Source organism: Stenotrophomonas sp. YJH_SMC_82 (genome assembly GCF_059368875.1).
The window spans coordinates 326,808-347,733 of sequence record NZ_JCAFSE010000003.1; the positions used below are offsets into that span (position 1 = coordinate 326,808).

26 protein-coding genes are annotated in these 20,926 nt (G+C 67.1%); 2 read left to right on the forward strand and 24 right to left on the reverse strand.

What is annotated here, in order from left to right; genetic code table 11:
• Positions 1-48 precede the first annotated feature (48 nt).
• Entirely contained in the window at positions 49-843 is a 795-nt protein-coding gene (gene xth / locus AC5P53_RS14185) for an exodeoxyribonuclease III (protein ID WP_241886876.1), read from the forward strand.
• On the opposite strand, the gene AC5P53_RS14190 is transcribed toward xth, so the two are convergent.
• The 9 genes from AC5P53_RS14190 to AC5P53_RS14230 form a co-directional block, all read right to left on the reverse strand.
• Positions 844-2,562 (reverse strand): sensor domain-containing diguanylate cyclase, encoded by a 1,719-nt coding sequence (locus tag AC5P53_RS14190; RefSeq protein WP_126412308.1) that lies wholly within the window; start codon positions 2,560-2,562, stop codon positions 844-846.
• 120 nt (positions 2,563-2,682) lie between these two features.
• Entirely contained in the window at positions 2,683-2,877 is a 195-nt protein-coding gene (locus AC5P53_RS14195) for a hypothetical protein (RefSeq protein ID WP_014647268.1), read from the reverse strand.
• Entirely contained in the window at positions 2,877-3,512 is a 636-nt protein-coding gene (locus AC5P53_RS14200) for a DNA-3-methyladenine glycosylase (RefSeq protein ID WP_126412306.1), read from the reverse strand. Before AC5P53_RS14200 ends, AC5P53_RS14195 begins: the two co-directional genes overlap by 1 nt.
• 72 nt (positions 3,513-3,584) lie before the next feature.
• Positions 3,585-4,544, reverse strand: coding sequence for a cation diffusion facilitator family transporter (locus AC5P53_RS14205; RefSeq protein ID WP_049439609.1), 960 nt, complete (start codon positions 4,542-4,544; stop codon positions 3,585-3,587).
• Positions 4,545-4,613: 69 nt separating this feature from the next.
• On the reverse strand, positions 4,614-5,198 hold the full coding sequence (locus AC5P53_RS14210) for an AprI/Inh family metalloprotease inhibitor (RefSeq protein ID WP_126412302.1): 585 nt from the start codon (positions 5,196-5,198) through the stop codon (positions 4,614-4,616).
• A 189-nt stretch (positions 5,199-5,387) separates the two neighbouring features.
• A complete protein-coding gene (locus tag AC5P53_RS14215; RefSeq protein WP_014647264.1) occupies positions 5,388-5,645 on the reverse strand; it encodes a hypothetical protein in 258 nt (85 codons plus the stop codon).
• Positions 5,642-6,994, reverse strand: a complete 1,353-nt coding sequence (locus tag AC5P53_RS14220) for a TFIIB-type zinc ribbon-containing protein (protein ID WP_241886875.1) — start codon at positions 6,992-6,994, stop codon at positions 5,642-5,644. Before AC5P53_RS14220 ends, AC5P53_RS14215 begins: the two co-directional genes overlap by 4 nt.
• 20 nt (positions 6,995-7,014) lie before the next feature.
• Positions 7,015-8,154: an SPFH domain-containing protein gene (locus AC5P53_RS14225; RefSeq protein WP_014647262.1), complete on the reverse strand. Its 1,140-nt coding sequence runs from the start codon at positions 8,152-8,154 to the stop codon at positions 7,015-7,017.
• A gap of 132 nt (positions 8,155-8,286) precedes the next feature.
• The gene (locus AC5P53_RS14230; RefSeq protein ID WP_041863485.1) at positions 8,287-8,550 is read right to left on the reverse strand and encodes a CD225/dispanin family protein; all 264 of its coding nucleotides are present in this window, start codon (positions 8,548-8,550) and stop codon (positions 8,287-8,289) included.
• 660 nt (positions 8,551-9,210) lie between these two features.
• Here AC5P53_RS14230 and AC5P53_RS14235 point away from each other — a divergent pair.
• Positions 9,211-10,698: a helix-turn-helix domain-containing protein gene (locus AC5P53_RS14235; RefSeq protein ID WP_423179250.1), complete on the forward strand. Its 1,488-nt coding sequence runs from the start codon at positions 9,211-9,213 to the stop codon at positions 10,696-10,698.
• A 59-nt stretch (positions 10,699-10,757) separates the two neighbouring features.
• Here the strand turns inward: AC5P53_RS14235 and AC5P53_RS14240 are convergent, their stop codons facing one another.
• From AC5P53_RS14240 to AC5P53_RS14310, 15 genes are all read right to left on the reverse strand, one after another.
• Complete coding sequence (locus AC5P53_RS14240) at positions 10,758-10,994, reverse strand: hypothetical protein (RefSeq protein WP_126412296.1); 237 nt, start codon at positions 10,992-10,994, stop codon at positions 10,758-10,760.
• A gap of 206 nt (positions 10,995-11,200) precedes the next feature.
• Complete coding sequence (locus tag AC5P53_RS14245; RefSeq protein ID WP_241886872.1) at positions 11,201-12,280, reverse strand: hypothetical protein; 1,080 nt, start codon at positions 12,278-12,280, stop codon at positions 11,201-11,203.
• Between the two features lie 20 nt (positions 12,281-12,300).
• Positions 12,301-12,648, reverse strand: coding sequence for a hypothetical protein (locus tag AC5P53_RS14250; RefSeq protein ID WP_046430815.1), 348 nt, complete (start codon positions 12,646-12,648; stop codon positions 12,301-12,303).
• 47 nt (positions 12,649-12,695) lie between these two features.
• Complete coding sequence (locus tag AC5P53_RS14255; protein ID WP_049420461.1) at positions 12,696-13,286, reverse strand: RebB family R body protein; 591 nt, start codon at positions 13,284-13,286, stop codon at positions 12,696-12,698.
• Positions 13,283-13,519, reverse strand: coding sequence for a RebB family R body protein (locus tag AC5P53_RS14260; protein ID WP_032957589.1), 237 nt, complete (start codon positions 13,517-13,519; stop codon positions 13,283-13,285). The genes AC5P53_RS14255 and AC5P53_RS14260 overlap by 4 nt, the downstream gene beginning before the upstream one ends.
• Positions 13,520-13,589: 70 nt before the next feature.
• A complete protein-coding gene (locus AC5P53_RS14265; RefSeq protein WP_005416651.1) occupies positions 13,590-13,862 on the reverse strand; it encodes a RebB family R body protein in 273 nt (90 codons plus the stop codon).
• Positions 13,863-13,922: 60 nt separating this feature from the next.
• Positions 13,923-14,189: a RebB family R body protein gene (locus AC5P53_RS14270; RefSeq protein WP_006446865.1), complete on the reverse strand. Its 267-nt coding sequence runs from the start codon at positions 14,187-14,189 to the stop codon at positions 13,923-13,925.
• A 26-nt stretch (positions 14,190-14,215) separates the two neighbouring features.
• Positions 14,216-14,485 (reverse strand): RebB family R body protein, encoded by a 270-nt coding sequence (locus AC5P53_RS14275; protein WP_005416649.1) that lies wholly within the window; start codon positions 14,483-14,485, stop codon positions 14,216-14,218.
• 43 nt (positions 14,486-14,528) lie between these two features.
• Entirely contained in the window at positions 14,529-14,819 is a 291-nt protein-coding gene (locus AC5P53_RS14280; protein ID WP_005416648.1) for a RebB family R body protein, read from the reverse strand.
• A 301-nt stretch (positions 14,820-15,120) separates the two neighbouring features.
• Positions 15,121-16,413: a transporter gene (locus tag AC5P53_RS14285; protein ID WP_049439621.1), complete on the reverse strand. Its 1,293-nt coding sequence runs from the start codon at positions 16,411-16,413 to the stop codon at positions 15,121-15,123.
• A gap of 49 nt (positions 16,414-16,462) precedes the next feature.
• A complete protein-coding gene (locus AC5P53_RS14290) occupies positions 16,463-17,212 on the reverse strand; it encodes a hypothetical protein (protein WP_049439623.1) in 750 nt (249 codons plus the stop codon).
• A gap of 13 nt (positions 17,213-17,225) precedes the next feature.
• The gene (locus AC5P53_RS14295; protein ID WP_046430798.1) at positions 17,226-17,930 is read right to left on the reverse strand and encodes a C39 family peptidase; all 705 of its coding nucleotides are present in this window, start codon (positions 17,928-17,930) and stop codon (positions 17,226-17,228) included.
• A 99-nt stretch (positions 17,931-18,029) separates the two neighbouring features.
• Positions 18,030-19,346 (reverse strand): FapB/FapC family functional amyloid domain-containing protein, encoded by a 1,317-nt coding sequence (locus AC5P53_RS14300; protein WP_046430796.1) that lies wholly within the window; start codon positions 19,344-19,346, stop codon positions 18,030-18,032.
• A 43-nt stretch (positions 19,347-19,389) separates the two neighbouring features.
• Positions 19,390-19,959, reverse strand: a complete 570-nt coding sequence (locus AC5P53_RS14305) for a FapB/FapC family functional amyloid domain-containing protein (RefSeq protein WP_049439918.1) — start codon at positions 19,957-19,959, stop codon at positions 19,390-19,392.
• Between the two features lie 44 nt (positions 19,960-20,003).
• Positions 20,004-20,534, reverse strand: coding sequence for a FapA family amyloid fibril periplasmic chaperone (locus tag AC5P53_RS14310; RefSeq protein WP_032957577.1), 531 nt, complete (start codon positions 20,532-20,534; stop codon positions 20,004-20,006).
• Positions 20,535-20,926: the final 392 nt, after the last annotated feature.

Below are 20,926 nucleotides of genomic sequence, written 5' to 3' on the forward strand. Positions count from 1 at the left end.
GGGCGCTCAGAGTGAATGCTCATTCCCGGCACCGAGGAGGCTTCCTGCATGGCCCGACGCAAGACGCTTCGTATTGCCACGTTCAACGTCAACGGCATCGGCACGCGCCTGCCACAGCTGCTGGACTGGCTGCACAGGGAATCGCCCGACGTGGTTGCCCTGCAGGAACTGAAGGCGACCGACGCCGCGTTTCCTGCTGCGTCATTGGAGGAGGCTGGGTACGGTGCGCTCTGGCAAGGTGAGGCGCGCTGGAACGGCGTGGCGTTGCTGGCTCGGGGGACCACGCCGGTCGAGAGCCGCCGCCGATTGCCCGGCGAGCCCAGCGACACGCAGAGCCGCTACCTGGAGGCGGCGGTGCACGGGGTCATCGTGGGTGCCCTCTACCTGCCCAACGGAAACCCGCAGCCCGGGCCCAGGTTCGACTACAAGCTGCGCTGGATGGAGCGCCTGATCCGGCACGCGCGCAGCCTGGTCGAACTGCCGCACCCGGCGTTGCTGCTGGGTGATTTCAACGTGATTCCCACCGAAGCCGACGTCTACGACCCCAAGGCCTGGCGCCGCGATGCGCTGTTCCAGCCCGAGGTTCGCGATGCCTTCGAGCGGCTGCTCGCGCAGGGCTGGACCGATGCGCTGCGGAAGGTGCACGGCGACGCCACGATCTACACCTTCTGGGACTATTTCCGCCGACATGCCGAGCGCGACCGTGGGCTGCGCATCGATCATCTGCTGTTGAATCCCGTACTGGCGGAGCGAGTGAAGGACGCTGGCGTCGACCGTTGGGTGCGTCTGCAGGAGAAGGCCAGCGACCACGCGCCGACGTGGGTGACGGTGCGGGCGGCGTGATCAACGCACGGCGGGGCCTTCGCGCCGCTCGCGGCGCACGCGCGCGCGGGTCCGGTAGAGGCGGCTGTCCGCCTTCTGGATGGTGTCGGCCACAGGCTCACCGGCCGTATTGATGGCTGCACCCATCGAGAAAGCGCTGGGCGACAGCGCAGCGTGGTCCTGGTACCAGTGCTCCAGTTCGCTCAACCGGCCATCCGCGGGCGCGACCAGTACCACCATGAATTCGTCGCCGCCCAGCCGCACCACCGTCTCCTCCTTGCCCAGCGGCGAGCGCAGGAAGGTGGCGAACTCGACCAGGACGGCGTCGCCGCGGCGGTGGCCCTGGGTGTCGTTGATGTGCTTGAAGTGGTCCAGATCGAACATCACGCAGGCCCAGCGCTCATCAATCAGTTCATCCAGCCGGTGCAGATAACGCCGGTTGTAGCACTGCGTGAGGGGATCCTTGAAGGACATTTCGCGCAGCTGCTGCTCCTGCATCCTCAGCGCGGTGACGTCCTGTGCATGCCCCAGCACGTAGGGCGGGCTGGCCTCGCTGTCGAGCACGTTGTGGTACGCCCAGTAGTGGCGCGTACCGTCGGCGGCAATCAGCTCGATCACGCCAGCGTCGGTGTGGTTTGCCTGGATCCGAGCGAGGTAGGCCTTGAAGCCCTCGCGTTTTTCCGGTGGCATCAGGTCGCACAGGCTGCGCCCGACCATCTGGCTTTCCTCGAAGCCCAGCGACTGCACCGCCGCGGGATTCACCGAGGTCAATGTCCCGTCCAGCGTGTGGGTGCAGATCAGGCCCAGGCTGTAGTGGAACAGTCGCCGGTAGCGGGTCTCGCTCGCTTCCAGCGCGTCGAGCGCGGCTCGCTCGTCCGTGATGTCCTGGATCGCCCCGACCAGGCGTGGATGGCCGTCGACCTGTTGCCGGCTGCCGACCACCCGGGTCCAGATCGCGCGCCCGTCGGCGGTGGTCATTGGCAGCTGCACCTCCCAGGACGTGCCTTCGTCGATGCAACGCTGCACTGCCGCGCGGATGATGTTGCGGCTGTCTTCGCGATAGAACGACAGCGCGGTGTCGAGCGTCGGTTCAAAGTTGCTGCGCACGCCGTGCAGCTGCTTGGTCTCGCGGGTCCAGCGCACTTCGTTGGTGACCAGGTCCATCTCCCAGCCGCCCACCCGGGCGGCGCGGTTGGTCCGCTCCAGGAAGTCTTCGCTGCGTTTCAGCTCGCGATGCAGCGCTTTCGCCTGGCCAACCTGCGCCATCAGGGTACTGCGCTGTTCCAGCACCTGGGTGGTGACCCGCGCCAGATGCACCATCAGTTCGCGCTGGGAGGGGGACAGCACGCCGGGCATCGGGTCGAGCAGGCACAGCGTGCCAATGCGTGCACCATGGGCCGAGCCCAGCGGGATGCCGGCGTAATGCCGGATGCGCGGCCCGGCGGTCACCAGGGGATTGGTCGAGAAGCGAGGGTCCTGGCGCGCGTCGGGTATCTCGAACAGCTCGTCGTGGCGGATCGCATGCGTGCAGAAGGAGATCTCGCGGGCCGTTCCGGTGACGGCCTCCAGCCCGATATTGGCCTTGAACCACTGCCGGTCTTCGGCCACCACGGTGATCAGCCCCATGGTCATGCCGGTCGCGGCGCGGGCGGCGGCGACGATGGCATCGAACACCGGCTCGGGGGGCGTATCCAGCAGGTGCAGTCGTTCGATTTCGAGCAGACGTTCGGCTTCGTCCATGGCGCTTTTCAGGGCTGGGTGGCGAGGGCGGTTGCGGCAGCTGGCTGGCGCTACGCTAGTGCGCACGGCGTTATGTATCGCCATGGCAGAGTGATGCCGATGTGAGGTGGCCGCGCCCGCTCAGTGTTGCTGGAGCGATGCCTGCAGGGCGGTGGCCAGTGCGGCATCGCCGGATACCAGGTCCTGCCAGCGTAGCGTGATGCCCTTGCGTCGCCCCTTTTCGACCAGCTTGAGGCCTTCGGGGTCCACGGTGAGGGTATGGGGCCGGCCATCGATGTCCAGTTCGCGTCGCAGTGGTTTGTCGAGCGGGGTCATCATCGTTTCCTCGCAGGGGCGGGAGTACGCCGTGGCTGAATCGATACGTGACGATTGTCACGGATGTGCCAGCGCCAAGGGAAATCGACCGCGCGGGTGATACCGATGCGTGGACCAATTACCGGGTCGGACGGAGGCGGGGTCCCATCGCTTGCGATCACGATGCCATGGCTGCCAGTCACCAGGTCGGCGCCGTCGAAACTGCGGTCCAGCCCGAATGCCTGCGAGAGCTTGCCGGGGCCGCTGGCCAGATCGTGATCCCGGCGCGCGGCGGGGCGCAGCTCGTGCATGCGCTCAAGGCCCGCCAGCGGCTCGATGGCCCGCAGCAGCACCGCCACGCCTTCACCGACCTCTCCGCAGACCACGTTGCTGCCCCAGTGCATGCCGTAGGTGAAATAGACATACAGGTGGCCGGCCTCACCGAACATGCTGGCCGTGCGCGGCGTCTGCCCGCGATAGGAGTGCGCCGCCGGATCGACGCTGCCTGCGTACGCTTCGACTTCAACGATGCGACCCGTTCGGCCATCGTCACGGACCAGAAGTTTGTTGAGCAGCTCGGGCGCAACCTCGACGGGCGGGCGCCGGTAGAAGCTGCGCGGGAGGATCTGGAGAGAGGCGGGCAACCAATCCGGCACGGTAGAGGCAGGTTCGGGCAGATGTTGGTGGCACTGTGGCATTGGACTGGTGAAACGGGCGCAGACGCAGCGTCATTCCGGCGCGGGCGGTGCCGCCAGCGTGGCGCGCCGGGCGGCGTAGACCTCGGGCGTCTGCGGCTTGATGAACAGTGCCACCAGCTCCGGATACTCGCGCTTTACCGCCGTTTCGATGCGGGTGATGCAGGCTTCAATCTGTGGGGTCTGCCGATCGTCCTCGAACTCGGCGCTGAGCATGGCCACGACCTGTTCCGGTCCCATCTGCATGGTGGTCACGCCGTTCGCGCGACGCAGATCCGGATCGGTTTCGGCCACCGCCATGATCCGCTCGGCCACCGCAGGGTGGGCAGGCTCTCCAACCAGCAGGCCCTTGGTTTCACGGGCCAGGAGGAAGGCGGTTGCGGCCAGCACGCCGGCGATGCACAGCGACGCCACACCATCAAGCACCGGCATATCCAGCACCTGCGCGGCCACCAGGCCGATCAACGCGAAGCCCAGCCCGAGCAACGCAGCGCTGTCTTCCAGCAGTACGGTGAAGGTGGACGGATCCTTGCTGCGGCGGAAGGCTTCGAAGTAGCCAAGTTTGCCTTTGGTACGCCGGAACTCGCGCAGCGCCACCCACCAGGAGGCCCCCTCGAACAGGATGGATATGCCCAGCACGCTGTAGCTCAACGCGTGGTTGGTGGCCGGCTCCGGCCGGCGGATGTGCTGGATGCCCTCGTACGCCGAGACGCCGGCGCCAGCGGCGAACACCAGCAGGGCGACGATGAAGCTCCAGAAGTACAGCTCGCGGCCATAGCCGAATGGATGTACCGGGTCTGGCGCCTTGCCGGCACGGCGCAGCCCATACAGCAGCAGGAGTTCATTCAATGTGTCGACCAGCGAATGCACGCCCTCGCTGAGCATGGCCGAGCTGCCGGAGATGCCGGCAGCGATGAACTTTGCGATGGCAATGGCCAGGTTGCCCGCGAGGGCGGCATAGATGACCAGACGGGAACCGGTGGGAGCGGACATTTCGGCGGCGGGGCGGGGCGGACGCCTGATCTTCCCGATCAGCGCGTGCCCATTGCGTGCACGGCGCGATCAGTGCCCCTTGGGATTGAGGTACAAACGCGCCCCATCCGATTCACGGTAGCCCGTCCAGCGCCCACCGCCTGACGCGCGGAAGCGCCCGAACACGGTGTTGCTGGTGTCGGTGAGCAGCAGCTGGTTGCCCGACAGTACCCAACGGTTGGCCGAGAAGAAGCCATCCGGGCAGCCGGCGGGCACGTAGGCACTGTAGCCGCCGAACCACTCGATGTTCTTCAGCTCGATGGAGCAGGTGTTGCCGTTCTCCTGGCCCAGCGTCCAGCTGCCGAACAGATCGCTGTCGCGCACATCGCGGCCGCCACGGTGGCGGTCGCGGCCCCAGTCGTCGTTGTCGTCGTGGAAACCGAAGCCCACGTCGATCTCTTTGCTTTCGCTGCGTGACCCGGACTGCGAGCTGCCGCTGGTGGTGGTCTGGGTGGTCACCGCGCCACTGCTCTGGATCCGGGTGCTGCTGGATTGCGTGGTCTGGTCGGTGTGGGTGGTCTGTTCGCCGAAGCCGAACGAGGCGTCCTGGGCCAGGGCGGGCAGGGCCAGGCAGCACAACGCGGACAGGCAGGTACGGGCGAGCACGGCAGCCATTGCAGCATCCTCGGAAGGGCGGACCGCGCGAGTATCGAACCGGTGGGGCGGGAGACGGTGTGAGGGTGTGCGCTGGGGCAGCCCAGCGAAGGGTAGTGCCGGCCGCTGGCCGGCTCCCTCTTGGCGCCCAGGAACCGAAGGAATGCCGGCCAGCGGCCGGCACTACCCGCAGCCAGGCGGAGCCTGGCGCTACGGGTCGGGCTTTACCCGCACCACCCGTTTCCGGTACTCATACACATTGTCACCGCGGATACGCTTTTCCTCGGTACCGGTAACCCGGCCTACCTGCTGGTCCGAGCCGGTGACCGGCTTGGCCTCGATGGCGGTCTCGTGCTCGAAGGAGTGCGATTTGTCGGTGTTGCGGTAATAGCGGTACAGCGCCCAGTACAGCGCGGTTGCGCCGGCCGGACCTGCCGCCAACAGCCAGAGGCCACTGTCGTCGCTCATGTCGATGCCACCAGGAAGGCAATTGCGAGGGCTTCAATGACGGTGCCGGTGGCCAGTGCCGCCAGCAGCATCTTCCATTGCTGCACGGGCACGCTGCCCATGGTTTCGCCGGTACGGCCGTTCACCGCGATGTAGTGCAGCATGCCGCCGTTCTTGCCGGGCTGGTGGTAGGAGTACAACCACACCGGCAGGTACATCGACACCCAGCGGGTGCCATGCACCTCCAGCTGCTCCTGTTCCCAGCGCACGCCACGGTTGTAGCGCTTCACCGAACCTTCCACCTGTGCGCGGGCGATCGACAGCAGCTGGTCTTCCAGCCGCGGCCGCAGCTTTTCCACATCCAGGTTGCGCTTTTCGGAGGTGAAGCCGGCCAGGTACGAGGCGTTCCATTTCACCGCGTTCTTGGTATCGAACGGCAGGATGGTGTTGATGATGTTGTTGGTGTTGGCGCGGGTATCGAGATTCCCGCGCTCGGCCGAGGATTCCAGTGGCAGGTCATCGACCGTGAAGTCGACCTGGCGCTCGACCTGGTAGACATCGGCGTCGTACAGGGTGCGCTTGTTCTTCTCGCTGCCCACGGTGTACTGCCGGGTCTGGATCTCACCCTTGCCGACCACGGCCGCGCTGACATTGCTGTCGACGATCATGTAGGGCAGGAACACGCCCACCACGTTTTCCGGGGTGAACTGGTCCTTGAATGCCTTCAGCGCGAACATGCGGCGCTTGTCGACGAACTGGCGGATGCGCGCGACCGCATCGTCCTTCCTGATATGGAAGGGCAGCACTGCATCGGGCACCGCGCCGTTGGCGATCTGCTCGTTGACGCCGAACACATGGCGGCACCAGTGGCAGCGCGCCGTCATCGTACTCTCGGTATTGACCGTGACTTCAGCGCCGCACCCGGTGCATTTGAACGTCATCAGTGCCGAGGTGTCGGCGTCGATGTCACGTGCGCCAGAGGCAATGACCGTACCGCGCAGCTGGTCGATGGCCTCGCCCAGGCCGAACTCTTCCTCGACGCGTGCGCCATGCCATTCGTGACGGCAGTACAGGCAGACCAGGATGTCGGTGCCGGCCTTGGGCCGGATGTCGGTGGCGCCGCACTTCGGGCAGCGGTTGAGGCCGTCCTTCAGCTCGCTGGCCGACGTATCGATGGCCACCGGGTCGGGCGCTTCCACTTCATCACGAATGGCCTGTGGCAGTTTCGAGGTGTCCAGCGGGAAGCTGCCGGGCAGGGGAGGGACGTCCTGCGGCGAACCGGGCCCATCCAACGACGCCGCCGGCAAGGGCGGCGGCGTCGCGGGCGCGGATCCGGGCAGCGGCGGCGGGCCGTTTCGGGGATCGGACATGTTCGTTGTGCGTCCTGCTGTTACAGGCCCAGTGCCTTGGCCTTCAGGGCGTCATAGTCGCCCTGGGTGATCAGGCCCAGATCCAGCATTTCCTTGGCCTTCTTCAGCTTGGCCACCGGGTCGTCGGCAGCCGGGGCGACCGGCTGCTGCATGCCGCCGACACCGAACATGCCCGAGGCCATGCCGACACCGACCAGGCCAGCCGCTCCGCCGTTCTCGCCGGCCGACTGGATGCCCTGGGCGACGCTGGCCTGCAGGTTGGAATTGCCGCGCGAACCCGACAGGGCATCGGCGCGCTGCACGGTCTTCAGCAGTTCGCGGGTGTTGGCGTCGTACTCGATCGAGACGATGGCGGTCTTGACGATGGCCAGACCGCGGTCGGACTTCCACTGGTAGCCCTGCTCGACGGCGGCAGACAGGCTCTGTGCAAAGCCCAGCGAATCCTGCTGCAGTTTGGTGATGCGGTTGCCCTTGCCCGGGTCGTTCGTGTACAGGCTGAAGGCCGGGGCCAGCGAACCGACCACTTCATTGAACAGCTGGCTGGCGGCGGCGTTGTCCAGGTCGGTGAAGTCGAACACCTGACCCGGCTGCAGGTAGCTGGCCGGCACGAAGTTCTTCACGAACAGGATCGGGTCGACGATCTTGAGCGTGTAGGAGCCGCGCGTGACCGCACCCACCTGGGTGTTGAGGAAGCCGTCGTCCCAGTAGATTTCCGACTGGGTACCGAAGCGGTTGTCCGGCAGTTCCTTCAGCGACACGAAATACGCCGCCTGCTGCGAACCCGGCTGGCCGCCGAACTTGAAGCGCTCCCAGCTCTGCTTGATGAACGTGCTGACCAGGCCGTCGCCGGCGAAGATCGACTGCGAGTTCAGATCGTCCGAACGCCACTCGTAGCCACCCGGTTCGGCGACGAACGCGGTGATCGCGCCGTCCTGGAACAGCAGCAGGCCGTAGCCCTCCGGCACGATGATCTTCGAGCCGTTGGTGATGATGTTGGACGAGCCGCTGGTATTGGAGCCGCGGCCGGCATTGGTGCCGCGCGGTACCGCCGCGAACAGGGCCGCCGTCGAGGGCAGGCCCGTGGGCACGGTGTAGAAGTCCTTCCACTGGTCGGCCAGCACACCACCCACCGCACCCTTCACCGCCTGTACCAGACCCATGTCCAACTCCCTGTGATTCGAGGGCAGGCACCATGCCTGCCGAGCTGGACTGACTATAGAGGAGCGGGATGGGCCGCCGCCACCGCCGCGCGCGCCTGCCATTCATCATGGCGCGACGGCGACGGCAGGCTTTCAGGCCATGCCGCGCGCGATCAGGGCATAGCCGATCATCAGTGCCAGGCACAGTGGCAGGGTGAGGAAGGAGGCGATCATCCAGCGCAGCGCCTTGCGCGAAGCCTCGGTGGCCGCGCCGATCTGGCCGCTGGCGACCAATGACGTGCTGCGGTTGGCGTAGACGGTGGCGACGATGCCGAACGGCCAGAAGCCGGCGATGATGCTCAGGATGGCCCACATCAGGTAGTTCCTGGGGGGCACGGGTGGCGGGGTGCGGTCCATGCGGTCGATCTCCTTGATCGTGCCGCGGTCGGGAGCGCGAGTATGCCGACAGGCCAGGTGCAGCGGAAGGCATGCCACCCGTGCGTGGTGCGCAATCTTCTGCTGGTCGATGGGTCATTGATCGGGGGCGGCGCCGCGGCAGGCAGGCGCGGTGGCCTGCGGGCCTGGGCGAGCAGGCGGTGCAGCCGTCGCGGCGGCGCAATACGTGCCCGTCCCTGGTTCGCTCAGACGCGTTGATCATCAGCGTGGATGGAATCCCGGCGCCTTGCCTTCACCTGCTTTGCGGTGCGCGGTGCACGGAAACGCGGGCGACAAATATCCGGCGCGGATATTCACGTCATTATCATGCTTATTTTCTGGAAACTCGTTTCCCATAATCCAGGGACGCGATGGCCGGAACACAGGGAGCGCCGCGTCACAGGCAGTGCCGCCCTGTGGCGCACGACCCCGGCCTGGACGACGTCCGCCTTGCCGACCTCCAGCAGCGATGGCAGTTCCCGGCACTGCGGGAGCGGACAGCGTGCACGGCACCAGCGGTGCGACCAGCGGGCACGGCATGCGGCGTGGACGTCGCAGCATCCCGCGATGATGCCGGAGGGCCTGCATCGCGAGATCGCCCGTTGCAGATGCATCGGGTCGCCATTCCAAAGGGGAGTTTCGATGCACAGGCAAGTCAGTGAGATGCTGCAGCGCGCTTATCGGCCCTATCCGTCATTGCCCGAGCTGCTGGGCGCGTTCGTGAAGGAGCTGTCCCAGCACAAGGTGATGCGGGGTGGCCAAGTGCGGTTGCGTGGTGCGGTGGCAGGGGCAGCTGCGGGGTTGCCAGCTGCGTCCGGGCAAGAGGTTTCCTTGCAGCGGGTTCCCATCCGCTATGGCGGCGAGGTGTTGGGTGAGCTGCACCTGGAGGGCGAGAAGGGCCGGCTGGATGGTAGTGCCCTGGCGCTGGGGGAGCAGTTTGCCCAGCGTTGCGCGCATCTGATCAAGCGCTACGAAGCCAAGGCCTGGGCCGAACAGGCATTGAGCCGGCCGCTGTTGCTGGTCGGCGCCGGCGAGGCGCTGAAGCAGATGGATGAATTCGTGGAACGCGCGGCGGCCAGCCCGTTGCCGGTCCTGCTGCGCGGCGAGTTTGGTACCGAGAAGATGGAGCTGGCCGCCGCCCTGCACAGTGGCGGCCCTTCCCGGCAGGGCCCGTTTGTGGAAGTGAACTGTGTTCACCCGCTGGGCGAAGCCAGCGACTGGTTCGCGCGCGCGCAGGGCGGGACGCTGTACTTCCACGAAGTCGACGAACTGCCGGTGCCGCTGCAGGGGCAGCTGTCACATCGCATGCGTGGGCTGCCTGCCGCTCAAGCTGACGCGCTGGCGGCCGGCCCGATACGGGTGATCGCGTCGACCAGCGCGGACCTGGAACAACGGGTGAGAGAGAAGCAGTTCTCGCGCGCCCTGCTGGCTGGGCTGGAGTTCCTGACCGTGGATATTCCACCGCTGCGCGAACGGGTGGAGGACATCGGCGCGCTGGCGGCGCGTTCGCTGGAGCTGCATGGATTCAATCCCCGCGTGCTGGGCGACGATGTGCTGGAAGCCCTGTGCGCGCACGACTGGCCCGGCAATCTGCTGGAAATGGAGCGGGTGGTGGTCCGGCTGGCGGTGATGACCGGTGGCCGATGCATCCGTCGTGAGGATCTTGCACGCCACGCGCCGGATCTGGCTGCAGGCCACGTTGCCAGCGATGTCGGGCGCGCCCCGCAACGGCTGCCCGCGGTTGAGCAGACCGTCGGTCCTGCGCCCGCGCAGCCGGATACGCCGCGGGCAGCGCATGAAGGCCTGCACGACGGTCTGAAACGCGCTCTGGCCTACCTGAAGGACCATGCCGCAGAGCCGCTCACGCTGGGCGACCTTGCCCGTCAGGCCCATGTGAGCCAGTCACACCTGGGATTCCTGTTCCGCAGCGAGCTGGGCACGACGTTCAAGCTGCTGCTGCAGCAACTGCGCATCGAGCACGCCAAGCAGCTGCTGCGGGATGGGCAGCGCCTGCGCATTACCGATGTCGCACTGCAGGTCGGCTTCGGTGACCTGAGCCACTTCGAAAAGAGCTTCCGGCGCGCGGTAGGGGTCAGCCCGCGCAGCTACCGGCGAAGCCCGCACCAGTAAAAGCAACGCCCCGGTGCAGGCGCGGGCCTGCCCGGGGCGTTGGGATGGCAGATGCGGCGTCAGCGCGCGTTGGCTTCGGCAGCGCGCTGCACGGCCTGTTCGGCCGCTTCGTCCGCGCATCGCGCGGCCTCGGCGGCGGCCTCGACCGCGCGTTGCGAAACCTTCATCGCGGTGCGGATGCCTTCTTCACTGGCAGCCATTGCGGCGTCCGCCAGTTCCTGGGCGATCTCCATCGGGGGTCTGCCCGCCGGATGGGCGGGAGTGGGCTTGCCGGGAAGCGGGGTTGGGAAGGTCATCGTCGGTGCTCCTGCTGGGGATGAGGGGGGAACACCGTCGCTGCGCTCCCCCAGGATGTGGCGCAATGCCGCCTGGGCATCGGCCAGGATCTTCTGCGCCTGTTGCCGGGCCGCCAGGCGTCCGGCAGCAACGGCCGCGCCGGCTGCCGAAGCAAAGGCCTCTGTTGCTGCCTGCACGCCATCGCCATCTGGCGCCGGAGCCGGGTTCACACTGCATCCTTCTGATAATCCACCCGCGCTTCATCGCCCAGGTAGCGGCGGGTTCGGCGGTAATCCTGCAGGGTGATCACATTGTCCTCCACCTGTATCAGCGCCTTCGCTCTGGAACCATCGATCGCGAACTGCACGCTGGCACCGTCCTGGCCCAGCCGGCCACGGGAAACCGGATGTTCGTTGAGGAATTCCTGCGCATCGCGCAGCTGCCACCGCGCGGCCTCGCGCAACCGGCTGTCATCCTGCAGCAGTTCGGGTTCGTCGTCGAAGCAGGCCGCCATCTGCTGGGCGGCCAGCGAGATGCGGGCATAGCCGATCTGCCGGTGCGCGGCCAGGCTTGCGTCGATCGCCTCGCGCACCTGCTCTGGCGACGGCAACTGTGGCAGCTGCGGCCCGTCCAGGAAGCCGAACAGGATCGGCAGCACCTGCTGCAACGCACGGGTGGCACGCGTCAGCCGATGTTCGCGGCTGCCACCTCCTGTGCTCACCCGCTGGTAGAAGCGGAAGTAGTCGGCAAACTCGATGGGCCTGCGCGCGTGCAGCAGCGCGAAGCCGGCAGCGTCGGCCAGGTCGTCGCGCCCTGCGGCGGACATGCCCACCTCACCGGCCAGCTGGTGGAGCGCCACCGATTCGCGAAAGTCCAGCTGCTGCAGCAGGGGTGCGTCGGCCGCGCCGATCGAAGCCAGGAACGCGCGCGAGGCGCCGAGCTCGGCGTTGGTCAGCAGCCGGTGTTTTTCCAGCACTCGCTGTGCCTCGTTGTGCGACAGGCGTGTCTCGTCATCAAACTCCATGTTGCGCAGGGCACCGAGGTCGCTGGCACCAAGGCTGAGCAGCTTGACCGGGCCGATCTGCAACCCGGTGCGCGGCAACCATGTCATGCGCGAACCGTGCAGGCCCTGTTGCACCCCATCGAGCATCGTGCCCTCGTCGGAGAAGGCGTAGCGGTGCTCATGCGATTCCATGGCCCACTTCAACCAGTGCTCGCCGCCGTCGATGAACTGAAGGACATGCCTGCAGGATTGACTGATCAGGTCGGCCTGGGGGATGGAACGACCGGCAATGAAAATGCTCATGCGTGGATCTCCTGGCGGCCTCACTGGGCCGGAAATTCCTTGAGGACGGTCGCAGCGGCATTGCCGACGCGGTTGAAGTCGGCGGTGGCCCCCTGCATCATGTTCTGCGCCTGCGTGAGCACCCTTGCATACTTTTCGTCCCCCGTCGCCAGGTACTGGGCCATGGCCACGCCGGCCGCGGTGGTCGCGATGGTTGAGACATTGCGCAGGGCGTCGGCGGCATCCTGTACGGCGATCGCCGCAGACTGGGCCACCGACTGGTAGGCCTTGCCGGCACCACTGGTCGTCACGACGGTCGCTGACATGGTGGCCGTCTGCACCTGGTTGATCACATCGATGATCTGGGCGTTGACGTTGCTCGGGTCCATACGGGCTCCTTGATGGGCGGGTGGGGCCGCAGGCGGCCTGCAGTCTGTCAGGCCCCGGCGTCAGCGTCGTCTGCCGGGGAAGGGGAAGGGGAAGAGGAGTCTGGCGCGGGATCCTGGGCGGGACCTGCGTCCGGATCCGGACCGGACGCGGGGTCGGGCGCAGGACCGGGCGCGGGCGCTGCCGCATTGCCTGCAAGCGTTTGGAGTGCATGCAGGCTGCTGGTAGCGGCCGCAGCGTCGGCAGTGGCACCGTGGGTCTGTGCCTGCAGGACGCTGATGGCGGTCTTTCCTTCTGCGGTGGCCGCGGCGATCACCGCCGCAGGCGAAGGGGGCGCCGGCACCGGGCCGGGCAGGGGGATGACCTGCGGTGGTGGCGGCGGAGGGGGTTCCGGAGCGGGTGGCGGCACCGGCCAGGGAGCGTTGATCATCTTCGCGCAGGTGGCGGTGACCGCTGCGTTGCTGACCATGCCTGCACCCTGCTGGCGCGCGACGGCGTTGTGCATGGCGGTGCCCAGCGTCTCCAGCATCACCATGTCCAGCATGCTGAAGGACTGCGCCGGACCCTGGGCCACTAGCAACGTCGAGGCGGCGCTGACGCTGTCGACGATCTGGCTGTTGACGGTGTTCTCACTGCTCATGACGGAACGGCTCCCTTCTGGATGATCAGGGCCAGGACCTGGGCCAGGCTTGCGCCGGCGGTCACCTGGCCGCGTTGCTGGTTGGCCACCGCGTTCTGCATTGCCAGGCCGAGGCTGTCGGCCATCGCCAGGTAGGTGGCGGACATCGCGAACGAGGGGGCAAGGGCGATCGCCACACCGGATCCGGCGCTGGTGGTTGCCAGCAGGTAGCCGGTGGCGGGCGATGCGGCCATCGATCAGGGGCCCGACGTGACGCCGCCCTGGGCGGGGGCGCGGTGGTTGGCGTCACGCCGGGCCGACACGTCAGCGCAGGCCCAGGATTTCGCGGGTGGCCACGCCGTTGGAGGCGGTGTCGATCGCATACAGCGTGGACACCCCCTGGGTGGTCGACGCCTGCATGGTCACGTAGGACTGCTGCTGGTTGTTGGTGGCGTTGTGCGCGGCGTTGGACAGCGCCTGGCTGGTGGCCACGAACAGGTTGCCCATTGCGATGGCTGGCGCATCGCCAAGCACCTTGGTGTTGACCTGCGAGACCGAATCGGTGATCTGGCTGTTGACGGCGGTGGGAAATGCCATGGTGGAAGCTCCTAGGGTGGACAGCACTACAGGAACGGAGATTGCCGGCACTCAATGGAATCAGCCGAGAATCTTCCGGGTGGCGGCGCCGGTGGCGCCGGTATCGACGGCGTAGAGCAGCGCGACGCCCATCGTGGTCGCGGCCTGCGCCGTGACATACATCTGCTGCTGGGCGAGCGTCGCGTTGTGGGCGGCATTGGCCAGCGCCTGCGCGGTGGCCTGGTACAGCGTGCCCATTGCCGTGGCAGGCGCCACGCCCAGCACCTGCAGGTTGGCCTGGCTGACCGAGTCGGTGATCTGGTCGTTGACGGCCGTGGGAAATGCCATGGCTCAGCTCCTTGCCTGCCGGCGCATCACGCGCCGAGGATCTGCTTGGTGGCCACGCCGGTGGTGGCGGTGTCGATCGAGTACAGCGTGGCCACGCCCATGGTGGTGGCCGCCTGCGCCGTCACATAGGACTGCTGCTGCGCATTGGTGGCGTTGTGGGCGGCGTTGGCCAGCGCCTGCGCAGTGGCCTGGTACAGATTGCCCATGGCCACGGCGGGCGCGTCGCCCAGCACCTTGGTGTTGGCCTGGGTGACCGAATCGGTGATCTGGTCGTTTACAGCGGTCGGGAATGCCATGTCGATCTCCTTGAGGTTGGCGGGTCAGCGATGGAACGACAGATCAGGAGCCCAGGCCGCGGACGCGGGTGCTGAGGATTTCCTTGCTCGCTACCGCCGTGGTGGCGGTATCGATCGAGTACAGAGTGGCCACGCCCATGGTGGTGGCCGACTGCGCGGTGACGTAGGACTGCTGCTGCGCGTTGGTGGCGTTGTGGGCGGCATTGGCCAGCGCCTGTGCGGTGGCCTGGTACAGATTGCCCACTGCCACGGCGGGCGCGTCGCCCAGCACCTTGGTGTTGGCCTGGGTGACCGAGTCGGTGATCTGGTCGTTTACCGCGGTTGGAAATGCCATGTCCTGCTCCTGCGAAAGGGTGGAAGTGCGTGGTATCCAGTGTCACGGTGCGTTGCCTGCAGCGGCCTGGGCTTCACCGTGGGGCCAGAGTAGGAAATGGCGCCGCCGCCGGATTGGCGGAATCGACGGAGAATGCGGTGGGATCACCGTGAAGGTGCGGCGTGAATACGGCGGAACTGATGATCATCGCCGTCGTCGCCAGCGCTGGCGCGTTGCCCTGGAGCACACACAGGGCCTGCGCGTGGGCAGCGCGATCCGGCGGCGAGGGGCTGTCGGCCACAGCGTCGCCGGATCGGGCGGGTCAGAGCATGTAAGGGATCTTGAACGCCAGCGTGAAGTCCGGTGCATCCGGGGTCAGCCCGATGCCCAGCAGGGTCACCAGCGTGGTGTGCTGGTTGAGCGCATACGTCACACCCAGATTCAGTGACGCCGCGTTGGCGTCGCTGCCAATCACTTTCATCCACTTCCCGCCCTGGAAACGGGTGGAAGCGCGGGCGCTGATGCGGTCGCTGAAGGACAGGCTGAGACTGGTGCGCTCGTTGAACGCAAAGGCCACGCCGGCGCCGAAGTAGACCGAGCCGCCGAGCTTCACGTCACCTGGGTTGACCGTGTCGGGGTTGCTGTCGATGTCACTGAAACCACGCGGGAACGAATGCACGTAGCCGAGGTTGGCGAACAGGATCGCCGGATCGGCTGTCTTGACCATCGACAGCCCGACGTTGGCCTGCCACACGCCATTGCCGGTCGGTTGTTCCTTGGGCACGGCGAAGCGGATGTAGTCATCGTCATCGCGCTCGATCACTTTCCAGTCCAGGCCGTAGGGCGCACGCCCGGTGGGCGCGGTCACTCCGGCGGTGAGTACGGCTTCCGGGCGCCAGCCGCGCTCGCCGAACAAGCGGTAATTCGCACTCAGGCCGATATCGCCCAGGCCGTTGCCATTGGTCTCTTCCTGCGCGATCGCGGCCGCCGCACCGCCGGCACCGCCCTTCTGGTAGACGGTGCGCCGCGCCAGGTATGGCACGTCCAGGTTGAGCGTCAGGTTCGGGCTGACGCCCCAGCGCGCGGCCAGATTGTAGGTGAGCGAATCGGACTCGACGTTCTCGATGGCGATGTTGCCGAGGAAGATCGCATCCAGCGCCAGGAAGCCATTGAGGGTGAGCTGCTTGCGGTCGTAGCGGGCGTAGGTGAGGCTGTTCTCGACGGTGAAGCGGCGCGAGAACAGCGCCGACTGCTGCTGTTTCACATCATCCACGCTGCGCCGCGATTCCTGCTTTGCCTGCTGCGCCTCGGCGGCACTGCTGGCATAGCCTTCGCTGCCCGGTGACGTCTGCAGGGGCGAGCCATGCTCGACGGGCGCAGCCGTAGACGGGGCCATCGGGCCAACCTTCCCACTCAGGCGCGCCTGCATCGCCTGCACCTGCATGTCCAGTTCGCGCAGCCGCCGCACTTCCTGCGCGTAGTTGGATTTGAGCTGCTCCAGCTGGCTGGCCAGCGCCTGCACGTCGGCGCCATCATCCGCCGCGGGTGGCGCGGCGAAGGCGGTGCCCGCCAGCGCCGCCAGCGCCAACGGGGTGATCCTCATCAGGGTGTGCATGTTCGTGTCCTGCGTTGTGGAGCGCTTCCCCCAACGCCGTGCCGTGGTACTACCGGCCCGGCCCCATGCCGCGGTTCATCGCAATCGCCTGGGCCACGTTCTGGCTCAACGGCAGGTTGCCGCCCGCGGTATCCCGCACCAGCTCCAGCCGCAGCTGGTTGCTGGCGATCTGGCCGTCACCGGCCAGGGCGATGCCCTGGCCGACGCTGCCGTTGCGTATCCATTGCTGGACCAGGCCCTGGCCATCTACCTGCAACAGCAGGCGTGCCTGGTTGCCGTCGAGCACCGCAGAGGCCGAGACGCCTGCGGCGTGTGCACTGATCGAATGGGCACCGTCATCCGGCAGGGCCGGCACCGCGCCATTGCGTACCACCAGCGTGGTCGCATTGCGGGCGACGTTGCCATCGCCGGCCACCTGCACGCTCTGCACCACGCCGCTGGCGTTGGCCAGGCCGCTGCTGTCGATGTGGCGACCCTGCGTGTCCGGCAGCGGCGCATCTGCGGCGGTGACGTGCACGCTGGGCTGGAAGCTCAGTTTCGGGCTGCCCCCGCCGCGGAAGTCCATGCCCAGGGTCAACGCACCCTGCAACACGCTTCCGTTGCTGGCCTGCCACTGCGAGACCATCGTCACCCCGAACCAGGCGACAGTATTGCCGCCCACGGTGTAACGGCCCCGCATCAGGTTCAGTTCGGGATCCGGGATTTCCTTCAGGCCGCGCCCGGGCGCCGCGTCCGCCGCCTGCAGGGGCAGGGCGGGGCAGGCCAGCAGCAGGACCATCAACAGGCGGTGACGGAACATGGCGGAACCTCCTTCAGAACAGGTCGGCGTGGCTGAAGCCGAAGTCGACCAGTTCGGCATCGGTGATCGGCCCCTGTCGCGCGTAGAGCGCGCGGGCACTGGGCCGTTCGCTGGGTTGCAGCAGAACCGTGTTGCGATCGAAATCGCTGCCGATCACCACGAAGACGGCACGCGATGGCCACGCAGCGAGGAATTCAGGCAGCGCCAGGCTGCGGTTGCCGAGGATGGGATCTGCCACCTCGACCACACCGTCGCGCACCTGCTTGAGCACCACGAAGTGGCGGAAGCCGCGCACGTCCATCAGCACAAGACCGGGAACGCGAAGCGTGCGCAGGCGTGTTTCATCGATACGATAGCCGCGCCCGCGCATGCCCAGCGATTCCACGTAGCGCTTGATGTCGAGCAGCGAGAAACCACGCTCGGCCACCAGTGCTGGATCGGACACCCCCATCATTCCTTCGATCACCGTCGCTTCGTCGGTCTGCAGGTGATAGGCATGGCGCAGGATGGTTGCCAGTGCGGCCGCCCCGCAGCTGTAATCGGTGTGCTGGCGCACCACGTTGCGGTAGCGCCGTTCCTGCATGCTTTCCACCTTCTGCTGCAGCAGTGCGCCATTGGGTAGCACGCTGGCGAAGCCGACGTCGCCCGCCCGCGCCGATGCACCGCCCAGCAACAGCAGGCAGGCCAGCAGGCATATCGAGAGACGGTGGCCGATCATCACGTTCTCCAGCAGCAGGAGGGAGCCCCTGCCCCAAGGGGGAGGAGGAACAGGGGCTCCCGGGAACCCGGCCATTGGCGGACGGCCGGGGTGGTGCACTTACTCGCCGTTGCCGCCACCACCGCCGGTGCTGGGCTGGGCTACGGCCAGGGCCAGGCTGTTGGCCTGCAGGTTGCCGGTGCCCGCCGCCACGTTCACGCCGATGTTGCCGGAGGCGCCGGAGAAGGCACTGCCGGACAAGGCCGACGTGTTGGTGGCGTTGACGTTCACCCAGCGCGTGGTGCTGACCGTGCCGCTCAGGCTGGCGTACAGATCGGCCACGCCCAGTTCGACGAACTGGCTGGTGCCGCTTTCACGCGTATCGAAGCCCAGGCCGCCCACCCCCGGCCGGTTGGGGTTCATCGTGGCGTTCTGGATCTCGTTGTCCAGGTCGATGTGGCCGGTACTGTTGCCACCCGGGTGCGGCAGTGCGCCGTTCCACGTATCCAGGTAATAGTTGGCCATCTGGTAGGCATTGCCGGTGCCGCGGTAGGTGCCGGCGCCATAGCCCCACGTCAGGCCGCTGACGCCGCCATGCAGGCCGACCTGCACGGTATCGGTGTAGGACTGCACGAAGCCGGCATTGCTGACCGTGTTGCCGGTGGAGACCTGGTTGGAGCTGATGCTCGACTGCGCCACCGCCGTGGTTGCGACCGAGGCCGCGAGCGCGTTCTTCTGCTCGTTGTTGTTGCCCGAGGCGATGTTGACGCCGATGTTGCCCGACGCACCGCCGAAGGCATTGCCACCGAGACCTGCGGCATTGGTGACGCCGGAGTTCATGGTCGCGTTGCCGAAGCCGGCCTGGTTGACGAACACCTCGGCGTCGGCCATGCCGAAGCTGAAGGACGCATCGGCAGCGGACAATGACGCGGCATTGTCCTGGGCGTTGTTGTCCCCCGATACCACGTTGAAGCCGAGGTTGCCGGAGGCGCCGGCACCCACGCTGTCACCGATGGACGCACTGTTGGTGACCAGGCTGTTGCTGGTGGCGTTGTTGCTGATCGACTGGCGGTTGTCGATCACCGCAATGGCCGCCGAGTCGAGGTCGATGTCACCGGTGATGGTGGGGTCGCCGGAGAAATTGACGTCGGTGCTGAGGCGCAGGTCCTTCTCCAGGTTCACGTCGACGCCGTGGTTGTTCTTTTCCTTGCGCTCGTCGGCCTGGATGGTGCTGTGCTTCTGAACATTGACGTTGACGGTGCGGTTGCGTACGTCGTTGTCGGTGTGGTTGTGGGTGTCGTTGCGGGTTTCGCTGACGGTGTGGTTGTGGTTGATGTTCGCGTTGGCGTTCTGGTTGTCCCAGCCATTGGCCGCAGCGGCGGTCGAGGCAGTGGCAATCGCCATGGCGAGCATGGTCCGTTTGACGGTCGCTTTCATGGTGCCCTCTCTCTCATCGGGTGGTGCATCGGTTGGGTGGTTGTCACGGGCGGTCCTGCACGACCAGGCCCAGCACATTGGCCGTGTCGTTGCCGCTGCCCGCGATCTGATTGAGTTGCAGGACCCCGTCGAATCCCCGCAGCGCGGTGCTGGTGACACCGGCGCTGCGGGTGCCGGTCGCGACGCCGCGACCGGCGTCGTCCCGCCCCCCTGCCAACGCGGAACCTTCGGCGGCCAAGGCCGTATCGTCGGATTCGCGTATGCCCTGTCGAGCCAGCGTCGCGCTGACGACGTTGAGCGTCGTGTTGGCGATGCCGCTGGCCTGGTTGATGGATGCGATGCCGCTGGCACCGGCCAGCGCGTTGCCGTCGATGACGGCGGTGGCGTGCGCCGGTGCGCTCAGCACGCGGTTGCCGGCCCGCAGTTGCCGGTTGCCGATCAACACGTCGGCGCGTTCGCCGGTGGCGATGCCATGCAGGTTGGCCTGCAGGTTGAGGTCACCGGCCGCCTGGTTCAACGCGATGGCGCCGTTTGCACCCGCCAGGGCGTGACCGTCGATGCGGGCCACGTCGAGGTAGGCGAGCATGCCGCTGTAGTCGTCGGCCTGCGCCATCAACGGCGTGGCAAACAGGACCAGCAGCAGCCAACGTGCCCGCTTCACTTGCCACCTGCCGGGGCCGGGCCCTGCAACGGGAACTGGGCGAGCGCGCCGCGCACGGTATCGCCGATGCCGCGGGTGCTGTTCCCGACCGCGCCCAGTGGGCCACCCAGTGCGCCACCGAGGCTGCTGCCGAGCATGCCGTCACTGCTGCGTCCCAGCGTGCCGCCCAGGGCCTGCTGGGCGACCCGTTCGACGGTGGTGCCCGTGGGGGTCGCGGTCGCAGCCGTGTGCCCCGCCCCCATGCCGGCATAGTCCTCATCGCTCAGCTCGTCCATCGCGTTTGCCGGGGTACCCGCACCGAGCGCCGTCGCAATCTCGCGCTGCGGTTTCGGGTCGGCGATCAGCGCCATGCCCGGGGGCGCCATGCGATAGGCCGGCCGCGCGGCCACATCCCGCAACAGGACGATTTCGCCCGGTTGTGCCTTCACGCCCTGGCGGGCACCGGAGGCAGAGGCGCCCGCGGCGCCCGACAGCAGGGCCACGGCCAGCATTGCCAGCAGGCCGCGAATGGGGGTGATGCCGTCCATGCCGATCTCCCGTGATGGGTGCGGCGGAACCACGCATCAACCGTGCCAACCCTGAAAGTCTTGGCAGCCAGGGGGGCGGGCACTGGCAGGCGTGGGGCGTTGCTGCCATATCGTTACAGCAGCGTGGGAAAAATGTTGGGATTGCGCAGCGCCAAGCGCCGCAGGGCAAGGCGGGCGCCCGACTGTCGCACGGGTGTTACAGGTGCCGCCGCGGACTGTAACGATGCCGCTTCAGCCAGTGCTTTCTTGACGCGCCGCTCATTGCGCCGCCATTTAGCGCAGCGCTAGGATCCGCGCAACAAAGGCCGCCGCGGTGGCCGTAGAGGTCCCGGCGGAGGGGCGGCACGCCGGTGATTGCCTGACAGTCCGCCAACGGTGTCCGGATGCTGGGG